Consider the following 14,500-nt stretch of genomic DNA (forward strand, 5'->3'; position numbering starts at 1 on the left):
TAAAGGAGAAAGCTTGCCTGTACTGGCAAGCTTTCTTTAGTTGTCCGGCACAGCGCAGCTGTGGCTGATTTATTTTTTGGGTGCAGCCTTGGGTATGCAGGCAGAATGCGGTAGTGCCAATGCGGGCCGAATGTAGTAGTGCCAGTGCAGGCAGAATGCGGTAGTGCCAATGCGGGCCGAATGTAGTAGTGCCAGTGCAGGCCGAATGCAGTAGTGCCAGTGCAGGCAGAATGCAGCATGGGCAGGTACAGGCATGTTCGCCGGGCGGGCTCTAACGGACCTCAGATCCGCTATTTAGCCAAAAGTGCTGAGAAACTGTAGCTAACGGACACAGCAGCCCTTATTTGGCCAATTTCGAGGGGAAATAGGCTGATTTGTACCGAATAGCGGAACCACGGTCCGTTAGGTTATCGAAATGGTCTTAATGCCGTGCAATAGCGGACCTCCTGTCCGTTGGCCCAACTGGCTTATACCATATCATGTAATCACAATCCACACTTTCCTCGGAGCGGCGCGTAATGGCAGCCGAACTAATGTGCGCATATTGCTCTATTGCTCTATCTATTCCATCGGGCTAGCTGATCGAACTAGCCTCACTCTAACCCTCGTTCTAGTCCTCGCTCTCTAATCCCATCCTCATCGTCGTCCCATCCTCATCGTCCATCCAATCTTCCGATCCAATCTCCCGGTCTAATCCCCCATAATTTTGTAGGCGGTGGCTTCATCAGTAACGAGCATCTTGATGTAACCGCCTGTTAAAGCTGCTTTGATGCTTTCGATCTTGTGCAGTCCGAAAGCCAGGCCGACCACGTTATCGACCCGCTTCAATTGCTCCAGTCCAATGCCGATGACTTTGTTGCTGATCGGATGATCGACGACTTCTCCGTTCCTGTTAATGAATCTCGAGTTGATGTCGGCTACGGTATCCAGCTCCTTCAGCTCGCGAAGCACTGTTTCGTTTAAATAGCCATACCGTTCCATGGTGGACATAGAGTAGGGGTTGCCAATCCCCACTATCGCTAAATCTATCTTTTCTCCCTCCCGCAGGACGGATGCTATATTCGGCAACCTGACGATTTGCCCGTGCAGTTCTTCCGTCTCGACAATCGACGGCGCGTACAGTGATTCGCATTTCCCCCCGAGCCTTTTGGACAGCTCGTAGGCGATGTGATTCGAATGCACCTCGGTCCGTTCGTTGCCGGTTCCTCCAATGAGCGGAATGATTTTAACGTCATCCTTTTTGTCGAGCGGGAACTCCCTGACCATATGATACAACGAATTTCCCCAAGACACCCCAACCCTGTCCCCGTTCTTGATCAGTTTCTGTACGAATTGGGCTGCAGCTTTACCTACGGCGCTGGTAACGAGCTCTTTGTTCAAATCCCGCGTAGGCACAACGAGCACCTGCTGCAGCCGATAGGTCATTTCCAGCTCTTTTTCCAGTTCTGTCGTTTGCTGCGGATCATCATGCACGATGATTTCCACAATGCCGATCTCCCGGGCTTTCTGAATCATTTTGGAAATGATCGGGCGTGATATGCCGAATTTCTCGGCGATTTTCTCCTGTGTCCAAGATTCATAGTAGTAGAGTTTGCAAATTTTCGTCATCAATTTGATGTTGTCGTCATTCACATGCAAAGCCACCTTTATATTGAAAAATCTTCTCTAACGTAGGATCACAACATAGTATACACGATTATTTGGTGCAAAAAAGCGAGGCAGATTCGTTTGAGGCAAATTTTACAATCGGATGATATAGCTTTAACGTAACAAAAACAATGTCGATTTACAATTGTATTGTGACGGAACAAATGTAAAGCTTGGAGCGAAAAACTAGGCACAGATGGTTTCTGCATAAGAAGAGCTTGAGGTGAGTGAATGCAATGGACATTAAAATTTTAGGTTACTGGGGAGGTTATCCTTCGGCTGGCGGGGCGACGGCCGGGTATTTGATCGACACGGGGGAAGGCCAAATCCTGCTTGATTGTGGAAGCGGGGTGATGAGCCGGCTGGTGCAGTATACGAGCGTAGACAAGCTGGACGGAGTCATTCTGTCTCACCTTCATTATGATCATATGGCGGATATCGGTATTTTGCAGTATGCGGCGGTTAACGCGATCCGCAACGGCAGAATGAAGAAGAAGCTGGTCCTGTTCGCTCCGGATGAGCCTGCTAATATTTTAAATACGCTGCATGGAGAGCATTCGGAGATTCACAGAATTGATCCGAACCGCGTAATCCGGCTTGCCGGGGCGGACATCGAGTTCGTACCCGTGTCCCATACGGTTCCATGCTATGCGGTGAAGGTGACTTATCGAGAAAAAGTGATGGTCTACTCAGGTGATACGTCCTACTGTGATGCCTTGGTAGAGCTGGCGAGAGGGGCGGATATCTTCCTGTGTGAGGCAACGATTTGCGAAGGAAGCGTACATACGACCGGGGCGGGGCATATGAATGCAAGCCAGGCGGGCATGATCGCGGATCAGGCGAATGTCAAGCGGCTGGTGCTGGTTCATTTACCGGGGGACGGCGACTTGGAGTTCATGCGCCAATCGGCTAGCGAAGCTTTCGGCGGTCCCGTCGAGCTTCCGGACACTTCAGTCCTTTATAGCGTTTGAAGGTTTATTGAAGAGGCAAGAGCGACTAGAGAAGGAATGCCCGCCAAGAAATACTTGAATACAAAAGAGAGCAGGGATCAAACATTGCAGATGGCATCGAGCAGACAAAATCCGGGTATAGCCCGGGGGCAGGGATTGTATCGGCTGCTGGCACTAGATATGGATGGCACGCTGCTTAATCCTGCCAAGGTAATCACACCCGCCGTCCATGAGGCGGTCAGAGCATACATGCACAGCGGGGGCCAAGTTACGATCGCCTCCGGCCGATTTCCAGCTTCGGTCTGGCTGCATGCCAAAGCGGCTAAGATGAATGCGCCTTTAATTGCGCTAAACGGGGCGGTAATTTTGGACGATGCGACCGGTGGGCTGAAAACGGGAACTCCGCTGCCACTGGAGCATGTCCGTAAACTGATCCGGTTTGCAGACGAACGTGGAGCCTACATCCAGTTGTACGGATACAACAAGCTCTACGTCTGCGAGCTTAACGAGATGAATGCCCGCTGGCCGCTGGCGAATGTCGTCGTCTCCCCGGACAAGGAGTTGAACGAGCAAAATTATGCACAGCAGCTGGGCATGATCGAGGTTGTGGCGGTCGGCGATCTGCAGCGATTCGTGTCTGATCCTTTAGCGGCGCCGCCAATCTATAAAGCGACGATCATTGGTCCGTCTCCAGATTACATTTCGGAATGGATGAAACAACTGGAGGAGGTGGAGGTGAGCCCGGCGCTGCAAAAATCGTCAGGACAGGTAATAACTCAAAACGTGCAAGTCCAGAACGGGCAAGCACAGAACGATCAGGCTCAAAGTGAGCAAGATCCGGGTGGAGCTCATAGTTTGCAGGCTCAGAGCGCGCAAGCCTTCACACTGACCCGGACGGGCAGACACCGCTTCGATGTGAATGCGTATGGGGTAAGCAAGCGCACGGCATTGGAGGCGCTTTGCCGCGATCTTCATATCTCCGGCTCAGAGGTAGCGGCGGTCGGCGACTATGACAATGATACTGACATGCTGTCATGGGCCGGGCTGGGGGTTGCGATGGGCAATGCGCGGCCGCATATCAAGCAGTTGGCAAAAGTAGTAACAAGCAGCAATGGGGAAGACGGAGTAGCACAAGTTATACAAAAATTTCTGCTTTAGGATAAGGGGAGAAACCTACAATGCTTATTAACCAAGAGAGATGGTTCACATTTAAAAAGACTTCAGTCATCGCTATCATGACAGCAGCCATGATGATGTTCAGCGCCTGCGGTTCGCCAGCCCCGGCCAAGCCGGACGCAAGCGGCAATACAGGCAGTCCGGCGGCAGGGGCGGAGCAATCCCAATCTGCCGGATCAGCGCCTTCCGATGTGGCGGGGCAGCTCACGTTCTATACGTCGCAGCCGGAGGAAGATGCCGCACAGTTAGTCCAAGCGTTCAACGAGAAATATCCGGATGTTAAAGTGGAGACCTTCCGCTCGGGAACGGAGGAAGTTACCGCTAAAATCCAGGCAGAGAAGCAAGCGGGCAGCGTGCAGGCAGACGTTTTGCTTCTGGCGGATGCCGTTACCTTTGAAGGCTTGAAGCAGCAGGATTTGCTGCTGCCTTACAAGTCTCCGGAGGCGGAACATATTGCTGCTGAACTCGTAGATCCGGAAGGCATGTATACCGGAACGAAGGTCATTGCTACGGTATTGGCTGCCAATACTGACAAGGTGACTAACCTGCCGACATCCTGGCAGGCGCTTGCTTCCGCGGAGAGCAAAGATGGCGCGATCATGCCGAGCCCGCTCTATTCCGGTGCCGCAGCCTACAATATTGGCGTATTTTCACGGACGGATGGTTTTGGCTGGGATTACCTGCAGGTGTTGAAGGACAATAACATGTCGGTCATCAAAGGGAATGGCGCTGTATTAAAGGCGGTCGCTAGCGGAGAGAAATCCTACGGCATGGTTGTAGACTATATGGTTGTGCGGGAGAAAGCAAAGGGTTCCCCGATCGACTTAAGCTATCCGTCTGAAGGTGTTCCGATCATTACGGAGCCGATTGGGATTATGAAGGGCACGGATAATGAGAAAGCGGCGCAAGCCTTTGTAGACTTCGTTCTGTCCGAGGAAGGCCAGAAGCTGTCCGTGGAGATCGGATATACACCGATTCGCGAGGGCGTCGCTCCACCGGAGGGGCTGAAGGGAATTGCCGATATTAAGATTTTATCCGGAGACCTGAACACACTGACCCAGGAACGCGAAGACGACAAGAAGAAATTTACGGAACTATTCGGTAACTAAAAAGGTGGCATGCAGCTTATGACCGATATCCATACTCCCGGAGTGGAGCTGAGGGCCAGGAAAGGGAGCGGGGGCTTCCCCCTTTCCCTTCTCCGCGCTTCCTCGGCAGGGCGCAACATCGGCGTTGTTTTAGGAATCATCGCGACATTATTTTTCTTCGTTTTACCGATCGTCAAACTTGTACTGCTTAGCGTGCAGGGGGAGCAGGGCCTCTCCCTCAATTATTATGTGGAGCTGCTGCAGCAGGAGCGCTTCTGGAGAACGATGAAACATACGTTTGTGATCGTTGCCGGTTCAACCTTGCTGTCCGTCGTCCTTGGCGTGACCGCGGCCTGGCTGATGGCATACACCGATTTATCGCATAAAAAATTGCTGCATCTGCTGATGCTGCTTTGCTTCGTGCTGCCCTCCTACGTCCTCACTCTTTCCTGGTCGTCCTTTATGGGCCCGCAGGGCTGGATTGCTGCTGTGCTGCAATGGTTCCATCCTGGAGCCAGGCCTTGGAGCATGTACAGCGTAGGGGGCATTATTTTTGTCATGGGCATTCATCATTTTCCGCTCGTGTATTTATTTACAGTCAATGTGCTAAAAAAAATCCCCAAGGACCTGGAGTGGGCCGCGAACACCGGCGGGGCCGGGAGATGGAAGACCTTCTTTCGGATCACCATGCCTCTAGCATTGCCTGGTGTTACGGCGGGCGGACTGCTCGTGTTCCTCGCCTCCTTGGATAATTTCGGCATTCCCGCTTTTCTCGGGACGCCGGTTAACATCAGCGTACTAAGCACGCTTATTTATGAGGAAATTATCGGCTTCGGCCCTTCCGCCTTTGGACGGGGCGCTTCCTTGTCCGTCATCTTAGGTTTGATTGCAGTTGCAGGTACGCTGCTGCAGTGGCTGTCCGTCCGCAAAAGCAAGCAGGCGGAAGCCCTTCGGGTTGATGAGGAGCCGCGCTATATGCTTGGCAAACATCGCTTTTGGGTCAATCCGCTTCTGTGGGGCGGTCTTATTTTTATCACGATTATTCCGCTATTTGCGATGATTTCCCTTTCGCTCAAAAAATCCTATGGAGGCAAGGGACTTAGCAATTTAACCTTGCACAATTACCGGTACATTCTGCTGGACAATCCGTCCACCTGGAAGTCGATTCAGAACAGCCTGCTTCTTTCCATCACAACGCTGGTCGTTTGTCTGATCATCGGCACCTTGTTTGCCTACTTTCGGGTACGCAGGCCTTCGAAAATGAATCGGCTGGCAGAACTGGCTATCTCCGTCCCTTATACGCTGCCGGGCATCGTCTTTGCTTTGTCCATGATTCTCGTATGGATGGAGCCGATCCCCGGCTGGAATCCGGGCATATACGGGACGACGACGATTTTATTTATCGCCTATGTCTGCCGGTTTCTCATTTTGCAAATTCGGGCGGGGGTGACCGCCTTTGCACAGGTCGATGCCTCCATGGAAGAAGCTGCCCGCATCTCGGGAGCCGGAGCTTGGCGGCGTTGGCGAAAAATACTGCTGCCGATGCTGCTGCCAGGGCTGCTTAGCGGAGCACTGCTCGTATTTTTGACGGCGTTGACCGAATTGACGGTTTCGGCGCTGCTGTACTCTTCCGGTTCACAGACGATCGGAGTGGCGATTTTTGGATTTGAACAGGCCGGAAACACGCTCTACTCCACAGCTTTATCCAGTCTCATTGTATTCCTGATTTTCGCGGGCGCGGGGCTGCTGGGGCTTCTTCAGAAATTTACTTTACGAAAAGGGGTGCAGTCATGACCATTCAACTAAAAAAGGTGAGCAAGACGTTCGGAAGCTTTCAGGCGCTGAAATCCATCGATTTAAGCATAGCCGACGGCGAATTCGTAGCCATCCTGGGCCCCTCTGGCTGCGGCAAAACCACCTTGCTGCGCATGCTGGCGGGCTTTGAACAACCGACGTCCGGAGAGATTGCCATCGGTGGCAGCGTTGTAGCCACGTCCCGATCCAGTCTTCCCCCGGAAAAAAGGCGGATCGGCATGGTGTTTCAAAACTTTGCCTTGTGGCCGCATATGAATATTTATGAGCATGTCCGCTTTCCGATTCGCACGCATAAAGAGACACCGCGGGCGATCCGCGAGCGGGAGGCCGAGCGGATTAACGAGGTGCTCCGGCTTGTGGGCCTCGCGGAGCTGGCAAAGCGGATGCCGCATGAGTTGTCCGGCGGCCAGAAACAGCGTGTGGCCATTGCCCGGGCGATTGCTCCCGAGCCGACGCTGCTGCTGATGGACGAACCGCTAAGCAGTCTGGACGCGATGCTGCGGATGGACATGCGGCGGGAAATCCAGTCGGTGCACCGCGAGACGGGCTCTGCGATCGTTTACGTGACGCATGACCAGGGAGAAGCCTTGTCTATGGCTGACCGGATCGTCGTCATGAAGGATGGGCAAATCGAGCAGGTTGGCACGCCGCAGGAAATTTATTTGCGCCCGGAAACTGAATTCGTGGCCCGTTTCGTATCCAAGGCGAATTTAATTCAAGGAAGCTGGAGTGATAACCGATTTACGCCTCTCGGCGCTGATCCTTCAACGTTTTGGCCAGGGGACGCTGTCGCGGACTGCTTCAAATCGCAGGGACTGTACCCGGTGCGGCCCGATCAATTCCAGCTTGAACCAGCCAGCGCCGGCGGGCTGTATGGAGAGATCGTGAACGTTCAGTTCCAGGGGAAAGAATTCAATTATGACATCCGTGCAGCGGGCCAGCATTGGGAAGTGATTTCCCCGGCGACGTTCAAGCTTCATGATCAGGTATCCCTGCATATTCCCAGCGTGGCTGGCGAAGCGTCTTCAGTAACACCAGCAACAATGTCACAAACACCGTCATCAGCAGTGGTACCAGAAACGCCATTAACAGCGACAAAAACAGCATCATCAGCATCGTCACCAGCTGTGCTACAAACAGCGCAGCCAGCAACATCACCAGCAGCACCAGCAACAACATCAGCGGCTTCACCAGCAGCACCAGCAATAACAACAACATCAGTGGCTCCAGCAGTGGTACCGGCAGGAGCCTCAAACGGAGTCTCAAATGACACTTCAGGTGAACCTTCAGGGATTGTCATGCCGCAAACAACATCAGGATGGTGAGCATATGTCGGCCATGAGTGTGTCGGTGGTAAGTCAGCCTCGCGTCAATTGCCGGGCGATCGTTTTTTTCGATATTGACGGGACATTGCTTGATCATTGCAAACGGCTTCCTAATTCTGCTAAAGAAGCCATTCAGGCCTTGCAAAAACTTGGTCACGAGGTGGCGCTCGCGACGGGCCGGTCTCCCTTTATGCTGCAGCGCATAGCCGAAGAGCTGCGGATCGACTCATATGTCGGCTTTAACGGCCAGTATGTAGTGGTGAGAGGAGAACGAATCTGTACGAATCCGTTCCGGGAAGAAGAGCTGGGCAAGCTGTCCCGATTTGCTGCAGCCAGCGGCCATCCGCTGGTTTATTTGGATGAAAATTCGATGCGCTGCAGTATGATGCATCACCCCTATGTTGAGCAGTGTATTGCGTCATTGGAATATGCTCATCCCGAGCATGACCCTGAATACTTTCAGGGGCGTCCCATCTATCAGACGATGCTGTTCTGCACGGCGGCGGAAGAACGGCAGTACCGGGAGCGGTTTGCGGGACTCCGCTTTGTACGCTGGCACCCCTACTCGCTGGATGTGCTGCCCGGCGGAGGCTCGAAGGCTCACGGCATCGCTCAGCTTATTCATAGGATGGGGTTCGAGCCGGAGGAGGTCTACGCTTTCGGCGACAATTTGAATGATCTGGAAATGCTGCAGTATGTAGGGCACGGCATTGCGATGGGGAATGCGCCGGACTGTGTAAAGCAAGCCGCAAGGTATGTGACGTCGGATGTAGATCGGCACGGCATTGCTCGCGGACTCCGCATGGTAGGTCTGCTCCCGTGATGGCCGGAGGAGATTTCATCGCCCTGAAATTTATTGTATATCACTGCAGAGTACAGCAATACGCAAGAGTACAGCAATACGCAATACAGCGAAAACAGTAAGTGTAAAACAATACAAGTAAGTATAAAACAATACAACCTAGTCATTGCATCGTATCGCATCACATTGCGTCGCATTAAGCTGTTACGAGCTGCATGATGTTAGTCGGCGGTTAACTTTCATTAGTTCGAAGACGGCCGGTCATTCGGGCGATAGATGTTAGGTAAATGCAAGCGGCAGCCGAAATGAACAAAATGAAGATCGATCGGGTTTTAAAGGGAACAGCAGCCAAGGACGCGGCGGCTGTGGGCCAGGACTATTCAGAAGACAGAAGTTATGGTATAATAAACAGTCGTTTGCTCTTAATGTGCTGAACGTTGAGGGACGGCTATTTTCAGGAAACTTCTATGTAAAGAGAGGTGGCTTCCCTTGTTAGATCGACTTCAATCCCTGGCTGATCGCTATGACAAATTGAGCGAATTGCTCTGCGATCCGGATGTAGCGAATGATACGAAGAAATTAAGGGATTATTCCAAGGAACAATCGGACTTGCAGCCTGCTTATGAGGCTTATACCGAATATAAGAAGGTCATCGAGGAGCTGGAGGCGGCGAAAGCTATGCAGGCCGAGAAGCTGGACGATGAAATGCGCGAAATGGTCAAGATGGAAATCGAGGAGCTGTCTGCCCGCCAGCAGGAGCTGGAGGAACAGATCCGCATTTTGCTCTTGCCTAAAGATCCGAACGATGACAAGAACGTTATCGTGGAAATCCGCGGCGCGGCCGGCGGGGATGAGGCGGCTTTGTTTGCGGCCGACCTTTACCGTATGTACACCCGCTTTGCCGATAACCAAGGCTGGAAAGTAGATATCATGGACGTCAACGAGAGCGATCTTGGCGGCTTCAAGGAAATTATTTTCATGATTAACGGACGCGGTGCTTACAGCAAAATGAAATATGAGAGCGGCGCGCATCGCGTGCAGCGCATTCCTGCGACGGAGTCGGGTGGACGGATCCACACTTCGACCTCGACGGTGGCGGTCATGCCGGAAGCAGAGGAAGTGGACGTCGAGATTCTCGACAAGGATATCCGCGTCGATACGTTCTGTTCCAGTGGTGCTGGCGGACAGTCTGTTAACACGACTAAATCCGCGGTGCGGGTAACGCATATTCCGACGGGGATCGTGGCGACGTGCCAGGACGGCAAATCGCAGAACTCCAATAAGGAGAAGGCGCTGCAGGTGCTTCGGGCCCGGATTTCCGATATGATGCGCCAAGAGGAAGAGGCGAAATATGCCGGCGAGCGGAAAAGCAAAGTAGGTACGGGAGACCGCAGTGAGCGGATTCGGACGTACAACTTCCCGCAGAGCCGGGTTACTGATCACCGGATCAATCTGACCGTTCATAAGCTTGATCAAGTGATGAACGGCGAAATTGGAGATCTCGTATCTGCGCTCACTCTGGCCGAGCAGGCTGAATTGATGGATAAAGGAGAATAACGCTTTGAACAGAGACGGCGTAAGCTACACCCTATCTGACAAGCACAATATTTCGGAAGCCCGCAGAGAGGCTTCTTCTTTTTTAGCGGCGGCGGGCGTGCAGGAGCCGGATTCTAACGCCGAGCTGCTGATTCGGCATGTGCTCGGCTTGGAGGGTGCCGCTTATTTGGCGGCACTGCGCGATCTTTTCCCACGCGAGAGGAAGGAAGCGTGGGAGGAAGTGATCCGCCGCAAAGCGGCGGGCGAGCCAGCGCAGTACATTATCGGGGAGCAGGAGTTCTACGGCTTGACCCTTCAGGTCACGCCAGCTGTGCTGATTCCCCGCCCCGAGACGGAGCTGCTCGTGGAGGCGATCGTGCAGCATGCCGATCGCTTGCCGGCCGGCGGCGCGCTGTACGCCGCCGACATCGGCACCGGCAGCGGCGCAATTGCCGCTGCCTTGAAGCACCTGCGCCCGAACTGGCGCGTGGCGGCGAGCGATATCTCGCCGGACGCGCTGGCGGTGGCGCAGGGCAATGTCCGGCGGCTCGGCCTGGACGTGGCGTTCAAGCAGGGGAACCTGCTTGAGCCGTTTGCGGGCGAGCCGCTGGACATCGTGGTGTCCAATCCGCCATACATTCCGGCGGATGTGATCGCGGGCCTCCAGCCGGAGGTGCGCGACTACGAGCCGCGCACCGCACTCGACGGAGGCCCGGACGGCCTGGCGCCATACCGCGAGATGATGGCGCAGCTGGCCCTGCTTCCGCAGCCGCCCCGCCTAATCGGCTTTGAGCTGGGCATGGGGCAGGCCAGTGACGTAGCCGACATGCTGCGCGCTGCCGGGCATTGGCAGGAAATTGTGACTGTTCCGGATTTAGCTGGAATCGACCGCCATGTGCTGGGTATCGCGGGTCAAGTTGGAGGGACGGCTAACCCCGCTGGTTAATATTTAATACTGGATAAAGGATTGTCATAAAAGAGATAAATATAAGCATAAATGAGATATAGGCTGAGATAATTTGGCCCTAGAGAGATATAGTAACGAAGCGAAATAGGTAGCAAAGTGATTTAAGCAAAGAAAACTATACGCATACAAAACTATAAGAAACCTCGGATAGCATGGCGGTTGCAGAACGCCGTCAATTATTCGGGGTTTTTTTGTTGGAAAATAATTTTCTATATATTCGGATATATAGAAAATTATTTTCCTGAAAGCATTTACAAGTGTCGGGGATTTTGTTAGCCTAGGATTAGCAAGTGAACCAAAAACACTTAAAGAGAGGAGTATGAAATTGAATAACAAGCTGGAATATGATGTGGTCGTCATAGGTGGAGGCATTTCAGGGGCAATGGCAGCTATGGCTGCTTCCAGTACGGGGGCAAGGACATTGATTATCGAATCCCACGGTTTCCTGGGAGGAACGCTCACCGCGAATGGCGTAGGACCGATGATGACCTTTCATGCAGGGGAGAAGCTGGCAATCCAGGGATTTACGAATCAGCTTATTGAGCGTCTCGTGAAACTGGGAAAATCGCCAGGCCATATTTTTGATACGGTTGGTTTTACGTACTCGGTAACCCCATTTGATGCAGAGGCTATGAAGCATGAGCTGGAGCTGATGGTGGCCGAGAATGGCGGCGAAATTTTGTACCATACGATGCTGGCAGATGTGAAAACGGAAGACGGAAAAATTACCGGAATTACGGTATGCAACAAGTCGGGATTAAGCGAAGTCCGGGCCGCTGTATTTATTGACGCTACGGGAGACGGCGACTTATCTGCCAGAGCGGGGGCGCCTTATACGATCGGCAGGGAATCCGACGGAGCGACCCAGCCGATGACGCTAAAGATGAAGATGTACAACGTGGATATCCCGCGGGTGAAGCAATATATCCACGAGCACCCGGAGGATTTCCCGCTTTATAACGGCGACACCTCGATTATCGAGAAATCACCACGCTTATCTGTAGGCGGATTTGACAGCTTGTTTAAAGAGGCGAAGGCCAAAGGAGAAATATCGATTCCGCGTGAGAACATTTTATTTTTTGAGACCAACAACCCTGGCGAGGTGATTTTGAATACGACTCGGATTTTGGGCCATGACGGGACGGATGCCTTCAGCTTGAGTGAGGCGGAAATCGAAGGGCGTAAGCAATGCCGTGAACTGGAATTGTTCGTACATAAATATATTCCCGGCTTTGAGAACGCCGTAGTGGAATCAACAGGGCCGTCCATCGGGGTAAGAGGCTCAAGACAAATTAAAGGTGTTTATACGCTGACGGCGGAGGACCTTCTCGAACAGCGGAAATTCGAAGATACGATCGCCCATTCGGGATACCCGATTGACATTCACAGCCCGGACGGAGAAGGAACGAAGCACCAGAAGCTGGAATGGGGCGGCATGTACAGCATCCCGTACTCCTGCATGATTACGGAGTCATTGAAGAATCTCATCGTTATCGGCCGCTGTATTTCGGCGACTTTCGAAGCCCAGTCCGCAATGAGAACGACGCCGACAACCGGGGCTATCGGCCATGCGGGAGGAGTTGCCGCAGCGCTGGCGGTGAAGCACGGATTGGCGGTTCAGAATGTGGATATCAAGGAAGTACAGACGGTGCTGAAGCAGCAGGGGGCGTATTTGGAAGTTTAAAAGGTGCCATAAAATACAGCGGCATTTATTTCGGCAGGTGCAGTCGCTCAATTTCGACAGTCGCCAGCTACTGCTCGATTTGACAGGCACTAGCTGCTACTCAGTATGACAGGCGCAGCCGCTGCATAATTCGGCAGTCGCAGCTGCCAACTAATCCGAGAGGGGAAATTACAGTGTCAACCTTAATGTGGTTTCAGGCTATTGGAATTTTAGTCGTCTTCCTGGTATTTGTAGGGCTAATGATGACAAGAAAGCTTCCAACGATTTTGGCTTTGCCTGCTATGGCGATTCTTTTTGCACTTATTGCGGGGGTACCGTGGATATCGAACGATCCAGAGGTCACTACAATCGCTAAGACCATTCTGGCTGCGGGCTCTATGCGGCTGTCGGGAGCGATCGCCGGCCTCGTGTTCGGTGCCTGGTTCGGGCAAATTCTCAATAAAGTGGGAATTACAAAGTCGATTATCCGCAAAGCGGCTGAGCTTGCCGGCGACAAGCCGCTCATGATTGCTATCCTGTTCTTTGTTACCGCTTCGATTATTTTTTCTGCGGCGGGTGGCCTTGGAATGGTCATTTTGGTCGGAACCATTGTCATTCCGATTATGCTGACTGCGGGGATATCGCAGTTCGTCGCCTCGATCGTCGTCATTTCCGCCGTTGGCGTAGGCGCTTTGTTCAACGTATCTAACTGGGCCGTATATGTAGACGTGTTGGGGCTTTCTGTCCAGACTATTGCGGATTACACGCTCGTAGCCGCCTTGCCTTTAATTGTCGTTTCTTTAGCTATGATTGTTTTCTACATCAAAAAAGACGGCAAGGGCCGAAAAGCTTGGGCAATGCCAACAGCGACAGGAGGGGAAGGCAAGAAAGTGCCTGCTGTGGCGCTGATCAGTCCGCTCGTTCCCGTCATTCTCGTCTTTGCATTTAAAATTGATATTGTACCCGCAGTTATTATCGGCGCGCTCGTGACGATTCTTCTGACTTTGCCGAAGCGTCCGATCCATGTGCTGTCTAGCGCCATGATAGAAGGGATTCAGGATATTGCCGGGGCTATGGCTCTTATGATCGGTATCGGTATTTTGCTTAATTCCGTTATGTCGCCGCAGGTGGCATCGCTCATATCCCCATTGATCGAAAGTGTGCTGCCAAGCAGTCCGTTAATGTTCATTCTATTTTTCACTCTGCTGTCGCCGCTCGCGATCTATCGCGGACCTCTTAATGTATGGGGACTCGGCAGCGGGATTGCCGCGCTTTTCGTAACTGCAGGCATGACACCGGTAGCAGCGATGCTGGCTCTCCGCGTAGTGAGCAACGTGCAGGCGGTATCCGATCCGACGAACTCGCACAACGTTTGGGTAGCTGATTTTACGAAGAGCGATATTAATGAAATTTTAAAAAAGACACTGCCTTGGATGATGGTTGCCGTACTCATATCTATGATCTTCGGGTCGTTTATGGTCTTCTAGTTGCACAAGTTTAGCCCGGGCGGGGAGCCTCGACGCTTGCTCCG

Annotated in this window: 11 protein-coding genes; 10 read left to right on the forward strand and 1 reads right to left on the reverse strand. The window is 52.7% G+C overall.

Annotated features, from left to right (window positions below):
- Positions 1 to 690 precede the first annotated feature (690 nt).
- On the reverse strand, positions 691 to 1,632 hold the full coding sequence (locus tag G358_RS0102055) for a sugar-binding transcriptional regulator (RefSeq protein ID WP_019635540.1): 942 nt from the start codon (positions 1,630 to 1,632) through the stop codon (positions 691 to 693).
- 251 nt (positions 1,633 to 1,883) lie between these two features.
- On the opposite strand from G358_RS0102055, the gene G358_RS0102060 reads away from it, so the two are divergent.
- The 10 genes from G358_RS0102060 to G358_RS0102110 all read left to right on the forward strand — a co-directional run bounded on the left by G358_RS0102060 (position 1,884) and on the right by G358_RS0102110 (position 14,456).
- A complete protein-coding gene (locus G358_RS0102060; protein ID WP_019635541.1) occupies positions 1,884 to 2,618 on the forward strand; it encodes an MBL fold metallo-hydrolase in 735 nt (244 codons plus the stop codon).
- 90 nt (positions 2,619 to 2,708) lie between these two features.
- Positions 2,709 to 3,755 (forward strand): HAD family hydrolase, encoded by a 1,047-nt coding sequence (locus G358_RS31530; protein ID WP_205621503.1) that lies wholly within the window; start codon positions 2,709 to 2,711, stop codon positions 3,753 to 3,755.
- Positions 3,756 to 3,775: 20 nt separating this feature from the next.
- Positions 3,776 to 4,882: an ABC transporter substrate-binding protein gene (locus G358_RS0102070; protein WP_019635543.1), complete on the forward strand. Its 1,107-nt coding sequence runs from the start codon at positions 3,776 to 3,778 to the stop codon at positions 4,880 to 4,882.
- Positions 4,883 to 4,900: 18 nt separating this feature from the next.
- Complete coding sequence (locus G358_RS0102075) at positions 4,901 to 6,655, forward strand: ABC transporter permease (protein ID WP_019635544.1); 1,755 nt, start codon at positions 4,901 to 4,903, stop codon at positions 6,653 to 6,655.
- Entirely contained in the window at positions 6,652 to 8,001 is a 1,350-nt protein-coding gene (locus tag G358_RS29340; RefSeq protein ID WP_019635545.1) for an ABC transporter ATP-binding protein, read from the forward strand. Before G358_RS0102075 ends, G358_RS29340 begins: the two co-directional genes overlap by 4 nt.
- 4 nt (positions 8,002 to 8,005) lie before the next feature.
- Positions 8,006 to 8,824 (forward strand): Cof-type HAD-IIB family hydrolase, encoded by an 819-nt coding sequence (locus G358_RS0102085; RefSeq protein WP_019635546.1) that lies wholly within the window; start codon positions 8,006 to 8,008, stop codon positions 8,822 to 8,824.
- Positions 8,825 to 9,292: 468 nt separating this feature from the next.
- On the forward strand, positions 9,293 to 10,360 hold the full coding sequence (gene prfA / locus G358_RS0102095; RefSeq protein ID WP_019635548.1) for a peptide chain release factor 1: 1,068 nt from the start codon (positions 9,293 to 9,295) through the stop codon (positions 10,358 to 10,360).
- Positions 10,361 to 10,364: 4 nt separating this feature from the next.
- The gene (gene prmC, locus G358_RS0102100; protein ID WP_019635549.1) at positions 10,365 to 11,285 is read left to right on the forward strand and encodes a peptide chain release factor N(5)-glutamine methyltransferase; all 921 of its coding nucleotides are present in this window, start codon (positions 10,365 to 10,367) and stop codon (positions 11,283 to 11,285) included.
- Positions 11,286 to 11,625: 340 nt separating this feature from the next.
- Entirely contained in the window at positions 11,626 to 12,990 is a 1,365-nt protein-coding gene (locus G358_RS0102105) for an FAD-dependent oxidoreductase (protein WP_019635550.1), read from the forward strand.
- Positions 12,991 to 13,163: 173 nt separating this feature from the next.
- Positions 13,164 to 14,456, forward strand: a complete 1,293-nt coding sequence (locus tag G358_RS0102110; protein ID WP_019635551.1) for a citrate transporter — start codon at positions 13,164 to 13,166, stop codon at positions 14,454 to 14,456.
- The last annotated feature ends 44 nt before the right edge of the window (positions 14,457 to 14,500 follow it).

Source organism: Paenibacillus fonticola DSM 21315, assembly GCF_000381905.1.
GTDB lineage: Bacteria > Bacillota > Bacilli > Paenibacillales > Paenibacillaceae > Fontibacillus > Fontibacillus fonticola.